The organism is Bacillus sp. SM2101, from assembly GCF_018588585.1.
GTDB classification, from domain to species: Bacteria; Bacillota; Bacilli; order Bacillales; family SM2101; genus Nanhaiella; species Nanhaiella sioensis.
The window spans coordinates 28,786-41,415 of sequence record NZ_JAEUFG010000001.1 but is presented as its reverse complement, the minus strand read 5'-3'; the positions used below and the strand labels follow the sequence as shown (position 1 = coordinate 41,415).

Here is a 12,630-nt window from a genome sequence, read left to right as displayed (position 1 = left end):
AGTTGAATCATGTTGTCTAACTTGTATAGCTGTTAATTGTTTTGTTTTCCTTTTATAGTTGAAAAGGAGGGAAGGAAGAGTATGGCGATTCCTGTTTCTGTTAATGAAAAAAAAGATTTTATTCGTTGGTTCTTAAGTAACTATCAATTAAAAAGAAGAGAGTGTGTTTGGATTTTAAACTACTTAATGAGTCATGATCAACTAATGAAACACGTTCATTTTGTAGAACAATCGCAATATTGCCCTCGAGGAATTATTATGTCAACACATTGTGTTGATGATGTTCCCTTTCGTTTTTATAAAGAAAATGTGATGACAACAGATGCTGAAAAATCCTTTCATGACATAAGGTTAAACCGGGAAGAGGAGATTTATATACAGCTAAACTTTCGAGCATCCATACATTCTCCCAATTATGCTGCTGTTTTAGAGGAAAATCCATATATTCCAAAACAGATGCATATCAATGAGAAAGACCGCATTTTAGCTGAAAGGTTTTTAGAGGATTCTATACAATCGTTTCAAAAAGACAAACTGTTAAAGCTGATTGATGAGGCGCTTGACTGTGATGATAAAGATGAATTTAACCGATTAACTGAAATCTTAAAGAAAATATGAACATTTTATGAACTTTTTTTATTGTATGTAACCTTGCGTTATAATTTAGCAAGGTTTTTTTTTATTTGTAGTTTTCTTATGAATGTAATTATGATATGTTTTTTGCTAGTAAGGAAATTTAGTTTTTCAGACTGAATGATGGAGGGATAATTTTGAGATGGACAATCAATGATATTGACATGTATTTGAAATCGGCAGACTATGTTGATTCTGCTATCATTCCACTAATACCATTCGGTTTAGGTTCAAATATCAAGTCAACTGTAACTATGGGAGAATTCATAGGGATGATTACTTATGAGTTGGAGCGTCAGTTTAAAGGAAGGTTATTGCTATTACCACAGTTTACATACATGCAAGATGAGGAGATAGAAACGAAGAAAAATAAGTTGTTTACGTGGTGTAATGAATTAAAAGCTAATGGCATAAAGCATATCTTTATTTTGACAAGTGATAGTGAATGGAAGCAAATTGAATCTATAATGGAAGATATGTTAATCTGGTTGCCCGCCTTACCACTTGAACATTTAGATGACGAAGCCTACAATACAATGATGAAAGAACAAGTAAATCAATTAATTCCACTTTTTATTAATACGTGGAGAGAAAAAAACAAATAAATCTCTATAGTAGGACACATAGTTGACATGTTTTAAGAGAATGATAATATTGACCTCATTGGCATATTGATATATCATGAGTATGTCCTAGTTTTATATGTGTATAATGTATGTCCGGGAAGGACCTAGCAATGTTTAGAGGGGGGAAAAATATGAGCGAGAAAAATCACCGAGTTTCTAGACGACAATTTTTGAACTACACTCTTACTGGTGTCGGTGGATTTATGGCGGCAGGGATGCTAATGCCGATGGTTCGCTTCGCAGTTGACCCTGTACTTAGACCATCGGAAGAACAAGAAATGCTTCCTGTTGCACAAGTTACAGATTTAACAAACGCGCCGCAATCGTATTCTTTTAAAGTCGATCAAGTTGATGCATGGTATGAGTCAGAGGTTCCTTATACAGCTTGGGTGTATAAAGATGAAAAGGATGAAATCGTCGCATTATCACCTATATGTAAGCATTTAGGCTGTGTTGTAGACTGGAATACAGATGATAGCAATCCTAACCACTTCTTCTGTCCATGTCATCTTGGTCTTTATACGAAGGATGGAACCAATGTACCTGGTACACCACCTTTGGCACCGCTAGATGTGTATGATTTTAAAGTAGAGGACGGGACGTTATATCTAGGAAAAGCAAAACCACGAAAGGAGGCGTAATTAATGTTAAACAAGATTTATGATTGGATTGATGAGCGATTAGACATTACGCCTTTGTGGCGAGATATAGCTGACCATGAAGTACCTGAGCATGTTAACCCAGCCCATCATTTCTCAGCATTTGTGTATTGCTTTGGTGGCTTGACATTTTTTGTTACTGTCATTCAAATTCTATCTGGTATGTTCTTAACGATGTATTATGTTCCAGATATTGAAAATGCATGGAAATCGGTTTATTACTTACAAAACGAAGTAGCCTTTGGGCAAATTGTTCGCGGAATGCATCATTGGGGTGCTAGCTTAGTTATTGTTATGATGTTTTTACATACGCTACGAGTATTTTTCCAAGGGGCATATAAAAAGCCACGTGAACTTAACTGGGTTGTTGGAGTTTTAATATTCTTTGTAATGTTAGGATTAGGATTCACAGGCTATTTATTACCTTGGGATATGAAAGCGCTCTTCGCTACTAAAGTAGGACTAGAAATAGCAGTACAAACACCGTTAATAGGTGAACAATTAAAAACACTATTAGCTGGACACAGTGAAATTGTAGGGGCACAAACATTAACCCGTTTCTTTGCTATTCATGTATTCTTCTTACCAGGAGCTTTACTTGGATTGATGGGAGCCCACTTCTTAATGATCCGTAAGCAAGGAATTTCAGGTCCACTATAAAATATATGAATAATTGTATATACCTTAAACAAAGGAGGGAGAATTGAATATGCATCGTGGAAAAGGGATGAAATTTGTAGGTGATTCCCGCGTGAAAGCGGTAGAAATGCGTAAACCGAATATCCCGAAAGATTATTCGGAATACCCAGGGAAAACCGAGGCATTTTGGCCAAACTTCTTATTGAAAGAATGGATGGTAGGAGCAGTCTTTCTTACCGCATACCTAATCTTAACAGTAGCCCATCCATCGCCTTTAGAGCGTATGGCGGATCCGACTGATACTGGGTATACTCCACTGCCTGACTGGTATTTCTTATTCTTATATCAATTACTTAAATATACTTATGCGTCTAGTCAGTATACAGTATTAGGTGCATTTATTATGCCAGGATTAGCATTTGGTGCATTATTGCTCGCGCCATTTTTAGACCGAGGACCAGAGCGCCGTCCTCTTAAAAGACCTTTAGCTACAGGATTCATGCTATTATCAATCGCGGCAATTACTTTCTTAACTTGGGAATCTGTAGATCAGCATGATTGGGAATTAGCTAAAAAGCAAGGAGAAATTGTTATTGTACCTGATGTTGAGGTAGATACTGATGCTGAAGGTTATAAATTATTAGAGGCAAATACTTGTTTATCTTGTCACGGTAATGACTTGTTAGGTGGATCTGCAGCACCAGCACTTATTGATACAGGCTTAACTGTTGATGAAATTACAAATATTGTGATTAACGGACAAGGGGCAATGCCTCCAGGCATTTTTAATGGAACTGATGAAGAACTTCAAAAGGTTGCAGAGTTTATCGAAAGCTTGAAGCCTTAAAAAAAGCTGACTAAATGTCAGCTTTTTTTTATTAAGAATGTTTTTGCATTTGATTGCTACTATTTGTTTTTAGATATAAACACGTATACATCTAGCGCTAGTGGCATTTTTTGTTTCGATGACTAACGTATAAAACCACATATTAAGATACTAATTTAATAACAATAGCAACAGAGTTTGCGATAAAAGCCTTTGTTAAAATAGATAAAACTTGTATAACACCTCTTCAACTGTGTTCTACAATCGTACAAATAGTAACAAAGTTTACTGAAAGAGCTGTTTAAAAATAACTTTGTCCAAGTTTTTTAAAAATTGGTTTATTACGTCGTTGAGAAGATGGAGGTGCTTTATCTGTATGATCTTCTTTAACACCGACGTAGGCTTGAAGTAGCATTTTTGCCTGGGACAATGGCATATGCGTTTTAGGGTTACGATATGATTGATTTAAATCCCCAAGATGTGGAAGTTTTGAAAAATCATCTTTTGTAGGGGGCATATGGAAAAAATATTCACCAGCAGACACGAGTACATCTGATTGCTGAATGCTGTTACGAGGATTTCTAGAGAAGTGAAGGCCAATCTTTTCCGCCTTTTTTTCAGCTACCAGTTTTTGCAGAGCCTTCCGCTTTAGCAGATACAAAAATTTAGGGTTTGTAGCTGTTTTAGCATGACGGTTTACAATGAAGATAGCCTTAGTGAGGTTATTAATAGTAGGTTTCAGTGGAGGAATTTCATTTGAGTTATTCATGGTCATCACCTTTCATTTATCTTTTAAAAATAGCTGTTTTAGCATAGATTGTTGAATATTCAATACGGCTAGAATTTGTCGTCATTTCTTCTTTAAAAACGAAGACTGTTTCGTAAAACGACATATTTGTCTTCTAGTTTACGAAAAGAGCATTTAAAATTAATTAGCTTGTATATATATACCATTATACATTTTGTGTATGAATTTGCAAAAAAAAAGATATATCGAGAAAGTTGTTTATGCTTAATGGTAAAATAAATTACTCACATTGTACACTATTTATAGGAATTTATCTTTCTGCTTATCGTTTGAGAGTGTGGCTGAACAAGTCCAGAGGACACTTAAGTCCTCTTGGATATTGGTAAATAGGCAGCAATTGTTTGAGAGTGTTAATTAAAGGCTCTTTTCGTAAACTTAATTAATCTCTTTTAGTTTTATGATTATGATTAACTGATGTGTACGATGTGATTTTTATAGTCTTTAACGAAAAGCAACATTTAATGCGAAAACATCCTAATTTAAAGGGTGCTTTCTATACGAATAAGGATAATTATAACCAAAACTGTAAGGGTTTCCGTAACCTCCCCCATAATAATATCCTCCGCCATAGGGATAGCCGCCGTAATAAGGAGGATAATATGGTGGTCTAAAAACATAAGGGCTTATTGCAAGTCCAGCTAAAAAGGGGAGAAATGGGAATCTTTGATAACGTTGAAAATGATGTGGATACATATTTCATCCGCCTCCTATCGTTCATTCTTTTCATCATATGGGAAAAAAGCGGAAGTTGAGCTTGATTACTTACAAGCTGTGGAGGAGGATTAAGCCTATATTTTATCTGTCTACAAGTTTTTATAATATAGGAGTGATTAGATGTTCGTCTATTTAACACAAATATTGTCTGTCGGAATTGGAGGGGCATTGGGTGCAAGTGTACGTTATTTATTGCAAGTTGGTCTTGGGAATGACTTTTTTCCAATTGCCACTTTTATTGCAAATATGGTAGGCTCCTTCTTATTAGGCTTGTTATCAGGACTAACGGCAAGATATGAAATGAAAAGCAATATCAAACTATGTCTTGGAACAGGTTTTTGTGGAGGTTTTACAACAATGTCTGCTTTCGCAGCAGATATATATATTTTAAATACTCAGCAATATTCAAGTGTAATGTTTGTTTATATAAGTTTAACGTTATTGCTAGGCTTAATATTATCTTTTATCGGGATAGTAATTGGACGAGGAGTAAAAAGATAAGTGATAGGAAGGTGATGTGGTGTTGACTATTTTGTCAATCATGCTTGGGGGAGCGATAGGAGCAATGAGCCGATATAGTATCGGTTTACTCATTTCAAAAAAAAAGAAACATTTAGGGTTTCCGGTTTCAATGATCATTGTTAATTGGATTGGCTCTTTCGGTCTAGGTATCAGTGTTCATTTTATAACGGGCTTATATCCTTATGCTCAATCGTTCATAACAATAGGTTTTTTTGGAGCGCTTACTACGTATTCAACTTTCAGCGTGGAGGCAGTAGAATTAATCTTAGAGAAAAAGTATGTAAGTAGCTTATTATATATAGTACTAACGTTTATAGGGAGTATTGGTTTATATTCTTTAGGGGTCAACTGGTTTTAGAATGTTATCACTCCTATCAATTAGTGAGAACACGTCAGGATAGGAGTTTTATATATAACAGTAAAACATTATGTTACTCATATTAGAATACAATACTAACAACTGACTCTAGCCTATTATTAAGCATTAAGATGGAAAACAGTTATTTCCGGCTTTGATAAAAAACGGAATGGGAGTCGTGTTGTGCCAATACCGCGATTTACATAGACACTCAAATTGCTTTCTTCTACTTCATAAAAACCCTCAACATATGTTGTTGCTAGTGGAGGGGTAATTAGTGGACCAAAAAAAGGTAGCTGTACTTGCCCTCCATGGCTATGGCCAGATAGTTGAAGATGAATTGGGTATTTTGATGTCACTTGAGCAGCATCTGGTTCATGTGCTAATAATATCGTGAAGAGCTCTTGTGGAACATTTTTCAAAGCTTTATCGTAGTCAGGATGTCCTAGTAATAAATCATCAACTCCTACTAAACATATTTGACTACCATCAGGTAAACTAATAATAGTTGATTCATTTACTAGCAATGTAAACTCTGCTTTGTTCATAATTTCAAGATAAAGATTTGATCCATATCCACCATGGTCGTGATTGCCGTATATAGAAAATTTACCTAGTGGAGCTTTAATACTTTTTAAAATTGCTGGTATTTTATCAGCATCTTTAAACGTCATAGGACTATCAATTAAGTCACCTGTAAATAATACTATATCTGGTTTTTCTTCGTTAATTTTATTCACTGCACTTTGAAGTTGCTGCAAATTATAGTTATATCCAATATGTAAATCACTAAATTGAACAATTTTTAGACCTTCAAAATTGTTTGGAATGAGTTGATGGGATATATTTTGATGAACTATAGACAGTTGTTTCGGCTCAATATACCTTGCATAATAATAACCTAATGAGGTTGCTAACAAACTACCAACAGTGATAGAAAATGAGCGTTTTAAAAATGTTCTTCTCGTTTGCTTCTGTGTCATTTTATTTCTCAACCTACCTATAAATACAAATAAAATCTATATAAATCTTATGTTTATTATACTTGTTAGCAGGGAGAATAAAAAGATAGAATAGTAACATACATTATTTTCTAAAAACTTAATTAAAAGATTAGAAAATTTAGAAAAGACGTGGTATGATTAAAATGAATGGACATTCATTCATTTTAAAAGGGGGTTCACATGATGAAAGATAAGGTAGTTATAGTAACTGGCGGTTCTAGTGGAATGGGTAAATACATGGCAATGAAATTTGCTCAAGAAGGTGCGAATGTTGTCATTACAGGGCGAAATGTGGAAAAACTTAATGAAGTTAAAAAAGAAATAGAAACCTTTGACGGACAAGTGTTGACAGTACAGATGGATGTCAGGAATATTGAAGATGTTTCACGAATGGTAAAAGAAACTGATGAAAAATTCGGTAGAATTGATTCACTAGTAAATAATGCGGCAGGTAATTTTCTAGTTCCAGCAGAAAATTTATCTGTAAATGGTTGGAATGCAGTCATTGATATTGTGTTAAACGGTACATTCTATTGTAGTTCAGAGGTTGGAAAGTATTTTATAGATAAAGGGATAAAAGGAAGTATCCTAAATATGGTAGCCACATATGCCTGGGATGCAGGTCCTGGAGTTATTCATTCTGCATGTGCAAAAGCTGGAGTTTTGACAATGACAAGAACTTTAGCAGTTGAATGGGGAAGAAAATACGGGATTAGAGTGAATGCTATCGCACCTGGTCCGATAGAAAGAACAGGTGGAGCTGAGAAATTGTTTATTTCTGAAGAAGCAGCAAAGCGTACACTCCAAAGTGTTCCATTAGGTCGATTAGGAACACCTGAAGAGATAGCTAGCTTGGCATACTATTTATTATCAGAAGATGCTGCATATATTAATGGTGAATGTGTGACAATGGATGGTGGCCAGTATTTAAATCAAATTCCATTTTAAGAAAAAAATAACAAAATAGATGTAAATATAAGGGATATACCGAATAATTTCTTTGGTATATCCCTAGTTTTATTTAGTAAATATCACCATAAAAAATACGTCTGAATATAGATAACTTATTTGTGAGAAAGTAAAAAAAGGATGTGTGAAGGTGGTGATGCAGTGAATAATTTAACATTTATACTGATGATTATTTCGATCCTTATATTAACGATCGGTCTAATCAATACCTACAGGTTAGGAAGGGCATTAAAATTGCAACAAGATGAGTATGACCCGGAATTAAATGAAAAGGTCCAAGATCACCCAGTTATGAGAAATCCTATTTTTATTGCATATTTAATAGCACTTGGATTGGTTGTTGCCTATATGATTTATTTAGCTGTTAACTCAAATTGGTAGCCAATCCAATTTGAGTTATTTTGTTGTTAACATAAATTGGTAACCAAGCCAATTTGAGTTATTTAGTTGTAAACACAAATTGGTAACCAATCCAATTTGAATTATTTAGTTGTAAACACAAATTGGTAACCAAGCCAATTTGAGTTATTTAGTTGTAAACACAAATTGGTCAGCCAAGCCAATTTGAGTTATTTAGTTGTAAACACAAATTGGTAGCCAATCCAATTTGAGTTATTTAGTTGTAAACACAAATTGGTAACCAATCCAATTTGAATTATTTAGTTGTAAACACAAATTGGTAACCAATCCAAGTCTTCTATTAACCCCTATTCTTAATAAGGTTTTCAAGAATAGGGTGTTTTTGTGTGCACCACTATAGTTTATGTAGAAAAAAACAACACTAGTGTAGAGAAAAATGTCAAAATATTATGGATATTTACGAACGATTTATGCTAAATTAAGTCATATTTGTTGATACAATGATATTAACTATAAAATCTAGTTAAGAAAGGAGAATTATTTGGTCAATTACTTCACCCAACTGTTGCTGTCTATCGCCTTGTTATACTGTTCTGTAGAAGATACGCAATTATATACACTCCCCTCTAAGGAAAACATAATAAATCATCTACAAGATGCCTTTAACACACAAGTCTCCTTAAGTGAAGATTATCGTACACATGAAGAAATCACTGAATTACTCTCACCGTATTTTAATGATGAATTTATGAATAAGTTTATTAGTGAGAATGTTGTTCAAGAAGAAGATGGTTACATAACTCTTGGAACCGATATTGCACGTTATTACATTCCATTCTTTTCGTATACAGATCAAACAGTAGTAATATACGACATACAATTGCAGCAAATATATATTTATGAATATTTTTTAGAAGAAAATAACATCTTATTTACAAGTCCTGACCATTATGAAATTGTCACACTTAGCAAGGTAGAAGGTGAATGGAAAATTGCGGAGATTGAAAGTAGCGAGAGTAAACCGTATCGAATTAGCGAAATTGAAAGAACAAACAAGGTGGAGTAGACTCTCCACCTTGTTTGTTTTGTATAACCCACGTTAAAATAGACTCACGACTATTCTTCTATATTAAGTATATTAGCTAATTTTGTGAGATCAAAACCTTTTACAATTTCCTCATCAATAATAATTGTTGGTGTAGAATAGGCTTTATATTCATTAATTAAACGTTCTCTTTCACGTTTATTTTTTGTAATATCGATCTCTTGATATGTTATCTTGTGGTGTGCCAAAAATTTTTTAACAACCTCACAAGGTGGGCAGTCTGGTTGGCTATATACAGTGGTGCTTTTCATAACAAATCATAGGCCTCCTGACGTATTGTTATAAGCTGTGCTCAGGTTAAGATATAGGGATCTTGGTTTCTTATACTTTAGCAATGATGATAAAACTATTCTAATTGTTTAGAAATAGTTTAACAGATTGCTAAAGTATGTAAACAGCTTTGTCGACCTCTATTGTAACATATGTACACATGTAGCTCATCCTTCATGGGACATATCTTCAATCAAATCATTCTTACCTAAATAATCTACAATTCCCATTGCACAGACTGACATATCCATAGGTATAATATTGTAAATCGGATGGCTTTCGGGAACTCCTTGCTCGTGAAGATAAGCAGAAATCATTGAAAATAGTTCCTCAGTTACTGCTTGAACTTTATGTTCATTATTTTTGTTAATACCTTTAGTTCCTGCATCAATAAATTTTGGTATCCAATAATGAAGTTGATTGAATACTTCCTCCACATTTGTTGTCATGCCATAATGTCCAAAATAAATGGCTTTTATATCTAGTTGCTTAATCACTTTTGCAGAATGTAACATTTTTTTTGGGTCAAATTGATTTGGAGATGTTGAAGGTAAGAACAGCAAGATATTTAGCTCACTTAATTGTTTGTAATAAATGCCTAGAGTATCACCTGTAAATATTCCCTTACTAATTGGGTCATAAATGCTGAAATGATGATTTGCATGGCCAGGTGTATCGTAAAAAGTTAACATTCGATCTTTGCCAATTTGAAGTTGTTCTTTATCTTTCATAATTACAATTTTGTTTTCTTCGATGGGAACAATTGGGTCAAATAATGTATTGAAATTTATACCGTAGACTGCTTTAGCGCCCGCTATTAATTTGGATGGATCAACTAAATGTCTTGCGCCTTTAGGGTGTACGATAACTTTAGCATTTGGACAATGTGATAATAATAATCCAGCTCCTCCTGCATGATCAAGATGTATATGGGTAACGATTATATAAACAATCTCTTCAGGTTCAACGCCTATATCAGCCAAACCCTTCAATATGTATGGTATCGATGGACTAGCACAAGTTTCTATTATCGTTGGCTTATCGGTTTTAATTACAAAAGTTCCAGTCCTTTCCTGCATTCCTAAATCAAAATCGTCAATTAAAAAAATGTCATCAAAAATTTGAACAGGCGTACTCAATTATATATCTCCCCTTTGCAAAAAGAGTATTTAATACCTTTTATTGTATGTGCTTTATTTATATAAGTAAAGTAATGAACAGAAAATTCAGAAAGATAAATCACGAAAAATAGTGATGAAAATTTCATTGATAGTAAAACATATATAATAACTCATGTAGTAAAGGAGAGCGATATGATGTCACAATTACAAGCAATCATAAATCGTCTCAATAGTTTGCGCGAAAATACGTTGCAGGGAGATTTATCCCAGCGATTTTTTGAAGTGGAAGGAGAAAAAAAATGCAGTGTTAAATTCTTTCAAAATAATAATGCTTTTGAGCTGGAGGTTTATGAAAAAGGAGAGCAGTCTAAGCGATACCAATTTGATAATATTGACATGATTGCAATAGAGATATTTGACTTAATTCAGTAATTGAAAAAAATTATCGTTAATATATTCAGGGAGGTGGTTGATTGTTTCCAGATATTTTTGTCGTTTGCCCACAATGTAAATCAACATCAACGATAGCTTCTGTTTTAACAGCCCAATCAAATCAAAATGTTATTTATACATGCCCTAAATGTAATTTTATTGCACGCAATATTGAAACAAGTAAAGGATGAGCCCTCTTTTAAAGAGGGTTCTTTTTTTGCTGTAGTCGCATTCATTGTTGCTTTCGTAATAAGAGTCTAAACACGAATACAGCAAACGTTCGAGTCATCTTTTCTACTCTATAGACAATAGAAATATTTCGTAGACATCATTTACTTAAATATACGTAAAAATCGAATAAAACCTTATTTTGTAGTTTTCAAGAAAAAATGCAGGAATACTACGAAAAGAGTTTTACGAAATAAACCATTCTATTTATAAGCATTAATTTATAGAACTATTTCATCCAAGACTACGTATATTATAGTAAATAATGCCAGGGGTGGGATAACAAATGAATGATAAGCTCATGTTTTACAATATATCGGAAACGAATATGTCATTTGAAACAGTTATCTGTAGAATCACTGAATTCATGAAAAGTGACCCCCATTCGCTTTATGTTTTGTCGATAGGCACAGATTCACATATTCATAAAGAAATTACTCGTTTTATTACGGCTATTCACTTACATAGGGTGGGTAAAGGTGCTTGGGGATGTTTGAAAAACTACAATTTATCTCGCCCGGTTCGAAGTTTGCGGGAAAAAATATCTTTAGAAACTAGTTTAAGCCAAGAAATTGCTTATGATTTTACGACAAAGTATGTAACAGAGTTATCGGAGGTTATTTTACCTTATATTGATAAAGGGGCTGATTTTCGATTAGAAGTTCATTTAGATATCGGTAAAAAAGGTATGACAAAGGAATTGATACATGAAATGACAGGGAGAATTACTGCAATGGGAATAGAAGCAAAAATTAAACCAGATTCTTACGCTGCTTTTTGTTATGCAAACCGCTATACAAAGTAGTTAAGCAACAGCCCTTACATAAAGTATTATTGCTAATAGTGTGATACAATAAAAAGGAAAATGAATAGTTAAAGGGGAAGATCAGCAATGATAAGCTTACACAGTAGTGAATTCTTAGAAACAAACATTAAGGATTTACTTATTCCAGCTGATAAAGTGGCCCATGTACAAATAGGGAATAGTTTAGAGCATGCCTTGTTAGTATTAACAAAGTCTGGATATACAGCAGTACCTGTATTGGACCCAATGTATCGTTTACATGGCTTAATAAGTTCTACGATGATATTTGATGCTATTTTAGGCTTAGAAAGAATTGAATTTGAGCAACTTGAAAATATGAAAGTTGAAGACGTCATGAATAGTGATATTCCAAGATTATATGTAAGTGATTCCTTAACAAAAGGTTTAAATTTGGTCGTTAATCATCCGTTTGTGTGCGTACAAAATGATGATGAGACGTTGGAAGGAATATTTACCCGAAGAGCTATTTTAAAACAATTAAATCGCCACGTTCACAAATTAAATAAATAGCATTGTTCGCTGATATTTCA

19 protein-coding genes are annotated in these 12,630 nt (G+C 33.7%); 14 read left to right on the top strand and 5 right to left on the bottom strand.

Translation table 11 applies throughout. The features are described 5' to 3' along the window. The first annotated feature begins 81 nt into the window (after positions 1 to 81). The 5 genes from JM172_RS00225 (at position 82) to JM172_RS00205 (ending at position 3,404) form a co-directional block, all read left to right on the top strand. The gene (locus JM172_RS00225) at positions 82 to 618 is read left to right on the top strand and encodes a ReoY family proteolytic degradation factor (RefSeq protein ID WP_214480034.1); all 537 of its coding nucleotides are present in this window, start codon (positions 82 to 84) and stop codon (positions 616 to 618) included. A gap of 152 nt (positions 619 to 770) precedes the next feature. Then, positions 771 to 1,238: a YpiF family protein gene (locus JM172_RS00220; RefSeq protein WP_214480033.1), complete on the top strand. Its 468-nt coding sequence runs from the start codon at positions 771 to 773 to the stop codon at positions 1,236 to 1,238. 152 nt (positions 1,239 to 1,390) lie between these two features. Further along, a complete protein-coding gene (locus JM172_RS00215; protein WP_214480032.1) occupies positions 1,391 to 1,900 on the top strand; it encodes a Rieske (2Fe-2S) protein in 510 nt (169 codons plus the stop codon). A 3-nt stretch (positions 1,901 to 1,903) separates the two neighbouring features. Then, a complete protein-coding gene (gene qcrB, locus JM172_RS00210) occupies positions 1,904 to 2,578 on the top strand; it encodes a menaquinol-cytochrome c reductase cytochrome b subunit (RefSeq protein WP_214480031.1) in 675 nt (224 codons plus the stop codon). Positions 2,579 to 2,627: 49 nt separating this feature from the next. Beyond that, complete coding sequence (locus JM172_RS00205; protein ID WP_214480424.1) at positions 2,628 to 3,404, top strand: menaquinol-cytochrome c reductase cytochrome b/c subunit; 777 nt, start codon at positions 2,628 to 2,630, stop codon at positions 3,402 to 3,404. A 280-nt stretch (positions 3,405 to 3,684) separates the two neighbouring features. Here the strand turns inward: JM172_RS00205 and JM172_RS00200 are convergent, their stop codons facing one another. Together JM172_RS00200 and JM172_RS00195 are read right to left on the bottom strand one after the other, a co-directional pair. Next, complete coding sequence (locus JM172_RS00200; RefSeq protein WP_214480030.1) at positions 3,685 to 4,152, bottom strand: YkyB family protein; 468 nt, start codon at positions 4,150 to 4,152, stop codon at positions 3,685 to 3,687. Positions 4,153 to 4,665: 513 nt separating this feature from the next. Continuing rightward, entirely contained in the window at positions 4,666 to 4,884 is a 219-nt protein-coding gene (locus JM172_RS00195) for a hypothetical protein (protein WP_214480029.1), read from the bottom strand. Positions 4,885 to 5,025: 141 nt separating this feature from the next. Between JM172_RS00195 and JM172_RS00190 the strand changes: the two genes are divergently transcribed. Together JM172_RS00190 and crcB are read left to right on the top strand one after the other, a co-directional pair. After that, positions 5,026 to 5,406 carry a fluoride efflux transporter FluC gene (locus tag JM172_RS00190; protein ID WP_214480028.1) on the top strand — a complete coding sequence of 127 codons (381 nt, stop codon included), beginning with the start codon at positions 5,026 to 5,028 and terminating at the stop codon, positions 5,404 to 5,406. 19 nt (positions 5,407 to 5,425) lie between these two features. Next, entirely contained in the window at positions 5,426 to 5,785 is a 360-nt protein-coding gene (gene crcB / locus JM172_RS00185; RefSeq protein WP_352222558.1) for a fluoride efflux transporter CrcB, read from the top strand. A 119-nt stretch (positions 5,786 to 5,904) separates the two neighbouring features. Here crcB and JM172_RS00180 read toward each other — a convergent pair whose 3' ends face one another. Continuing rightward, positions 5,905 to 6,768: a metallophosphoesterase gene (locus JM172_RS00180; RefSeq protein WP_214480027.1), complete on the bottom strand. Its 864-nt coding sequence runs from the start codon at positions 6,766 to 6,768 to the stop codon at positions 5,905 to 5,907. Positions 6,769 to 6,972: 204 nt separating this feature from the next. Between JM172_RS00180 and fadH the strand changes: the two genes are divergently transcribed. The 3 genes from fadH to JM172_RS00165 all read left to right on the top strand — a co-directional run bounded on the left by fadH (position 6,973) and on the right by JM172_RS00165 (position 9,184). Continuing rightward, entirely contained in the window at positions 6,973 to 7,737 is a 765-nt protein-coding gene (gene fadH / locus JM172_RS00175) for a 2,4-dienoyl-CoA reductase (protein WP_214480026.1), read from the top strand. A 162-nt stretch (positions 7,738 to 7,899) separates the two neighbouring features. After that, positions 7,900 to 8,139, top strand: coding sequence for a hypothetical protein (locus tag JM172_RS00170; protein ID WP_214480025.1), 240 nt, complete (start codon positions 7,900 to 7,902; stop codon positions 8,137 to 8,139). A 520-nt stretch (positions 8,140 to 8,659) separates the two neighbouring features. Next, positions 8,660 to 9,184 (top strand): DUF3993 domain-containing protein, encoded by a 525-nt coding sequence (locus JM172_RS00165; protein WP_214480024.1) that lies wholly within the window; start codon positions 8,660 to 8,662, stop codon positions 9,182 to 9,184. A 50-nt stretch (positions 9,185 to 9,234) separates the two neighbouring features. On the opposite strand, the gene JM172_RS00160 is transcribed toward JM172_RS00165, so the two are convergent. Beyond that, a complete protein-coding gene (locus JM172_RS00160) occupies positions 9,235 to 9,474 on the bottom strand; it encodes a glutaredoxin domain-containing protein (RefSeq protein WP_214480023.1) in 240 nt (79 codons plus the stop codon). A gap of 186 nt (positions 9,475 to 9,660) precedes the next feature. Beyond that, positions 9,661 to 10,632, bottom strand: a complete 972-nt coding sequence (locus tag JM172_RS00155; protein WP_214480022.1) for an MBL fold metallo-hydrolase — start codon at positions 10,630 to 10,632, stop codon at positions 9,661 to 9,663. Between the two features lie 177 nt (positions 10,633 to 10,809). Between JM172_RS00155 and JM172_RS00150 the strand changes: the two genes are divergently transcribed. From JM172_RS00150 to cbpB, 4 genes are all read left to right on the top strand, one after another. Next, the gene (locus tag JM172_RS00150) at positions 10,810 to 11,046 is read left to right on the top strand and encodes a YkuJ family protein (RefSeq protein ID WP_214480021.1); all 237 of its coding nucleotides are present in this window, start codon (positions 10,810 to 10,812) and stop codon (positions 11,044 to 11,046) included. A 41-nt stretch (positions 11,047 to 11,087) separates the two neighbouring features. Then, positions 11,088 to 11,237 (top strand): hypothetical protein, encoded by a 150-nt coding sequence (locus tag JM172_RS00145; RefSeq protein WP_214480020.1) that lies wholly within the window; start codon positions 11,088 to 11,090, stop codon positions 11,235 to 11,237. A gap of 323 nt (positions 11,238 to 11,560) precedes the next feature. After that, positions 11,561 to 12,079: a ribonuclease H-like YkuK family protein gene (locus JM172_RS00140; protein WP_214480019.1), complete on the top strand. Its 519-nt coding sequence runs from the start codon at positions 11,561 to 11,563 to the stop codon at positions 12,077 to 12,079. 87 nt (positions 12,080 to 12,166) lie between these two features. Next, positions 12,167 to 12,610, top strand: coding sequence for a cyclic-di-AMP-binding protein CbpB (gene cbpB / locus JM172_RS00135; RefSeq protein ID WP_214480018.1), 444 nt, complete (start codon positions 12,167 to 12,169; stop codon positions 12,608 to 12,610). The last annotated feature ends 20 nt before the right edge of the window (positions 12,611 to 12,630 follow it).

Bases quoted from the DNA above. Each gene is read 5' to 3' on its own strand.
- JM172_RS00225 (WP_214480034.1), top strand. From the start codon at position 82: ATGGCGATTCCTGTTTCTGTTAATGAAAAAAAAGATTTTATTCGTTGG.
- JM172_RS00215 (WP_214480032.1), top strand. From the start codon at position 1,391: ATGAGCGAGAAAAATCACCGAGTTTCTAGACGACAATTTTTGAACTAC.
- qcrB (WP_214480031.1), top strand. From the start codon at position 1,904: ATGTTAAACAAGATTTATGATTGGATTGATGAGCGATTAGACATTACG.
- JM172_RS00205 (WP_214480424.1), top strand. From the start codon at position 2,628: ATGCATCGTGGAAAAGGGATGAAATTTGTAGGTGATTCCCGCGTGAAA.
- JM172_RS00200 (WP_214480030.1), bottom strand. From the start codon at position 4,152: ATGAATAACTCAAATGAAATTCCTCCACTGAAACCTACTATTAATAAC.
- JM172_RS00195 (WP_214480029.1), bottom strand. From the start codon at position 4,884: ATGTATCCACATCATTTTCAACGTTATCAAAGATTCCCATTTCTCCCC.
- JM172_RS00190 (WP_214480028.1), top strand. From the start codon at position 5,026: ATGTTCGTCTATTTAACACAAATATTGTCTGTCGGAATTGGAGGGGCA.
- JM172_RS00180 (WP_214480027.1), bottom strand. From the start codon at position 6,768: ATGACACAGAAGCAAACGAGAAGAACATTTTTAAAACGCTCATTTTCT.
- fadH (WP_214480026.1), top strand. From the start codon at position 6,973: ATGAAAGATAAGGTAGTTATAGTAACTGGCGGTTCTAGTGGAATGGGT.
- JM172_RS00160 (WP_214480023.1), bottom strand. From the start codon at position 9,474: ATGAAAAGCACCACTGTATATAGCCAACCAGACTGCCCACCTTGTGAG.
- JM172_RS00150 (WP_214480021.1), top strand. From the start codon at position 10,810: ATGTCACAATTACAAGCAATCATAAATCGTCTCAATAGTTTGCGCGAA.
- JM172_RS00140 (WP_214480019.1), top strand. From the start codon at position 11,561: ATGAATGATAAGCTCATGTTTTACAATATATCGGAAACGAATATGTCA.
- cbpB (WP_214480018.1), top strand. From the start codon at position 12,167: ATGATAAGCTTACACAGTAGTGAATTCTTAGAAACAAACATTAAGGAT.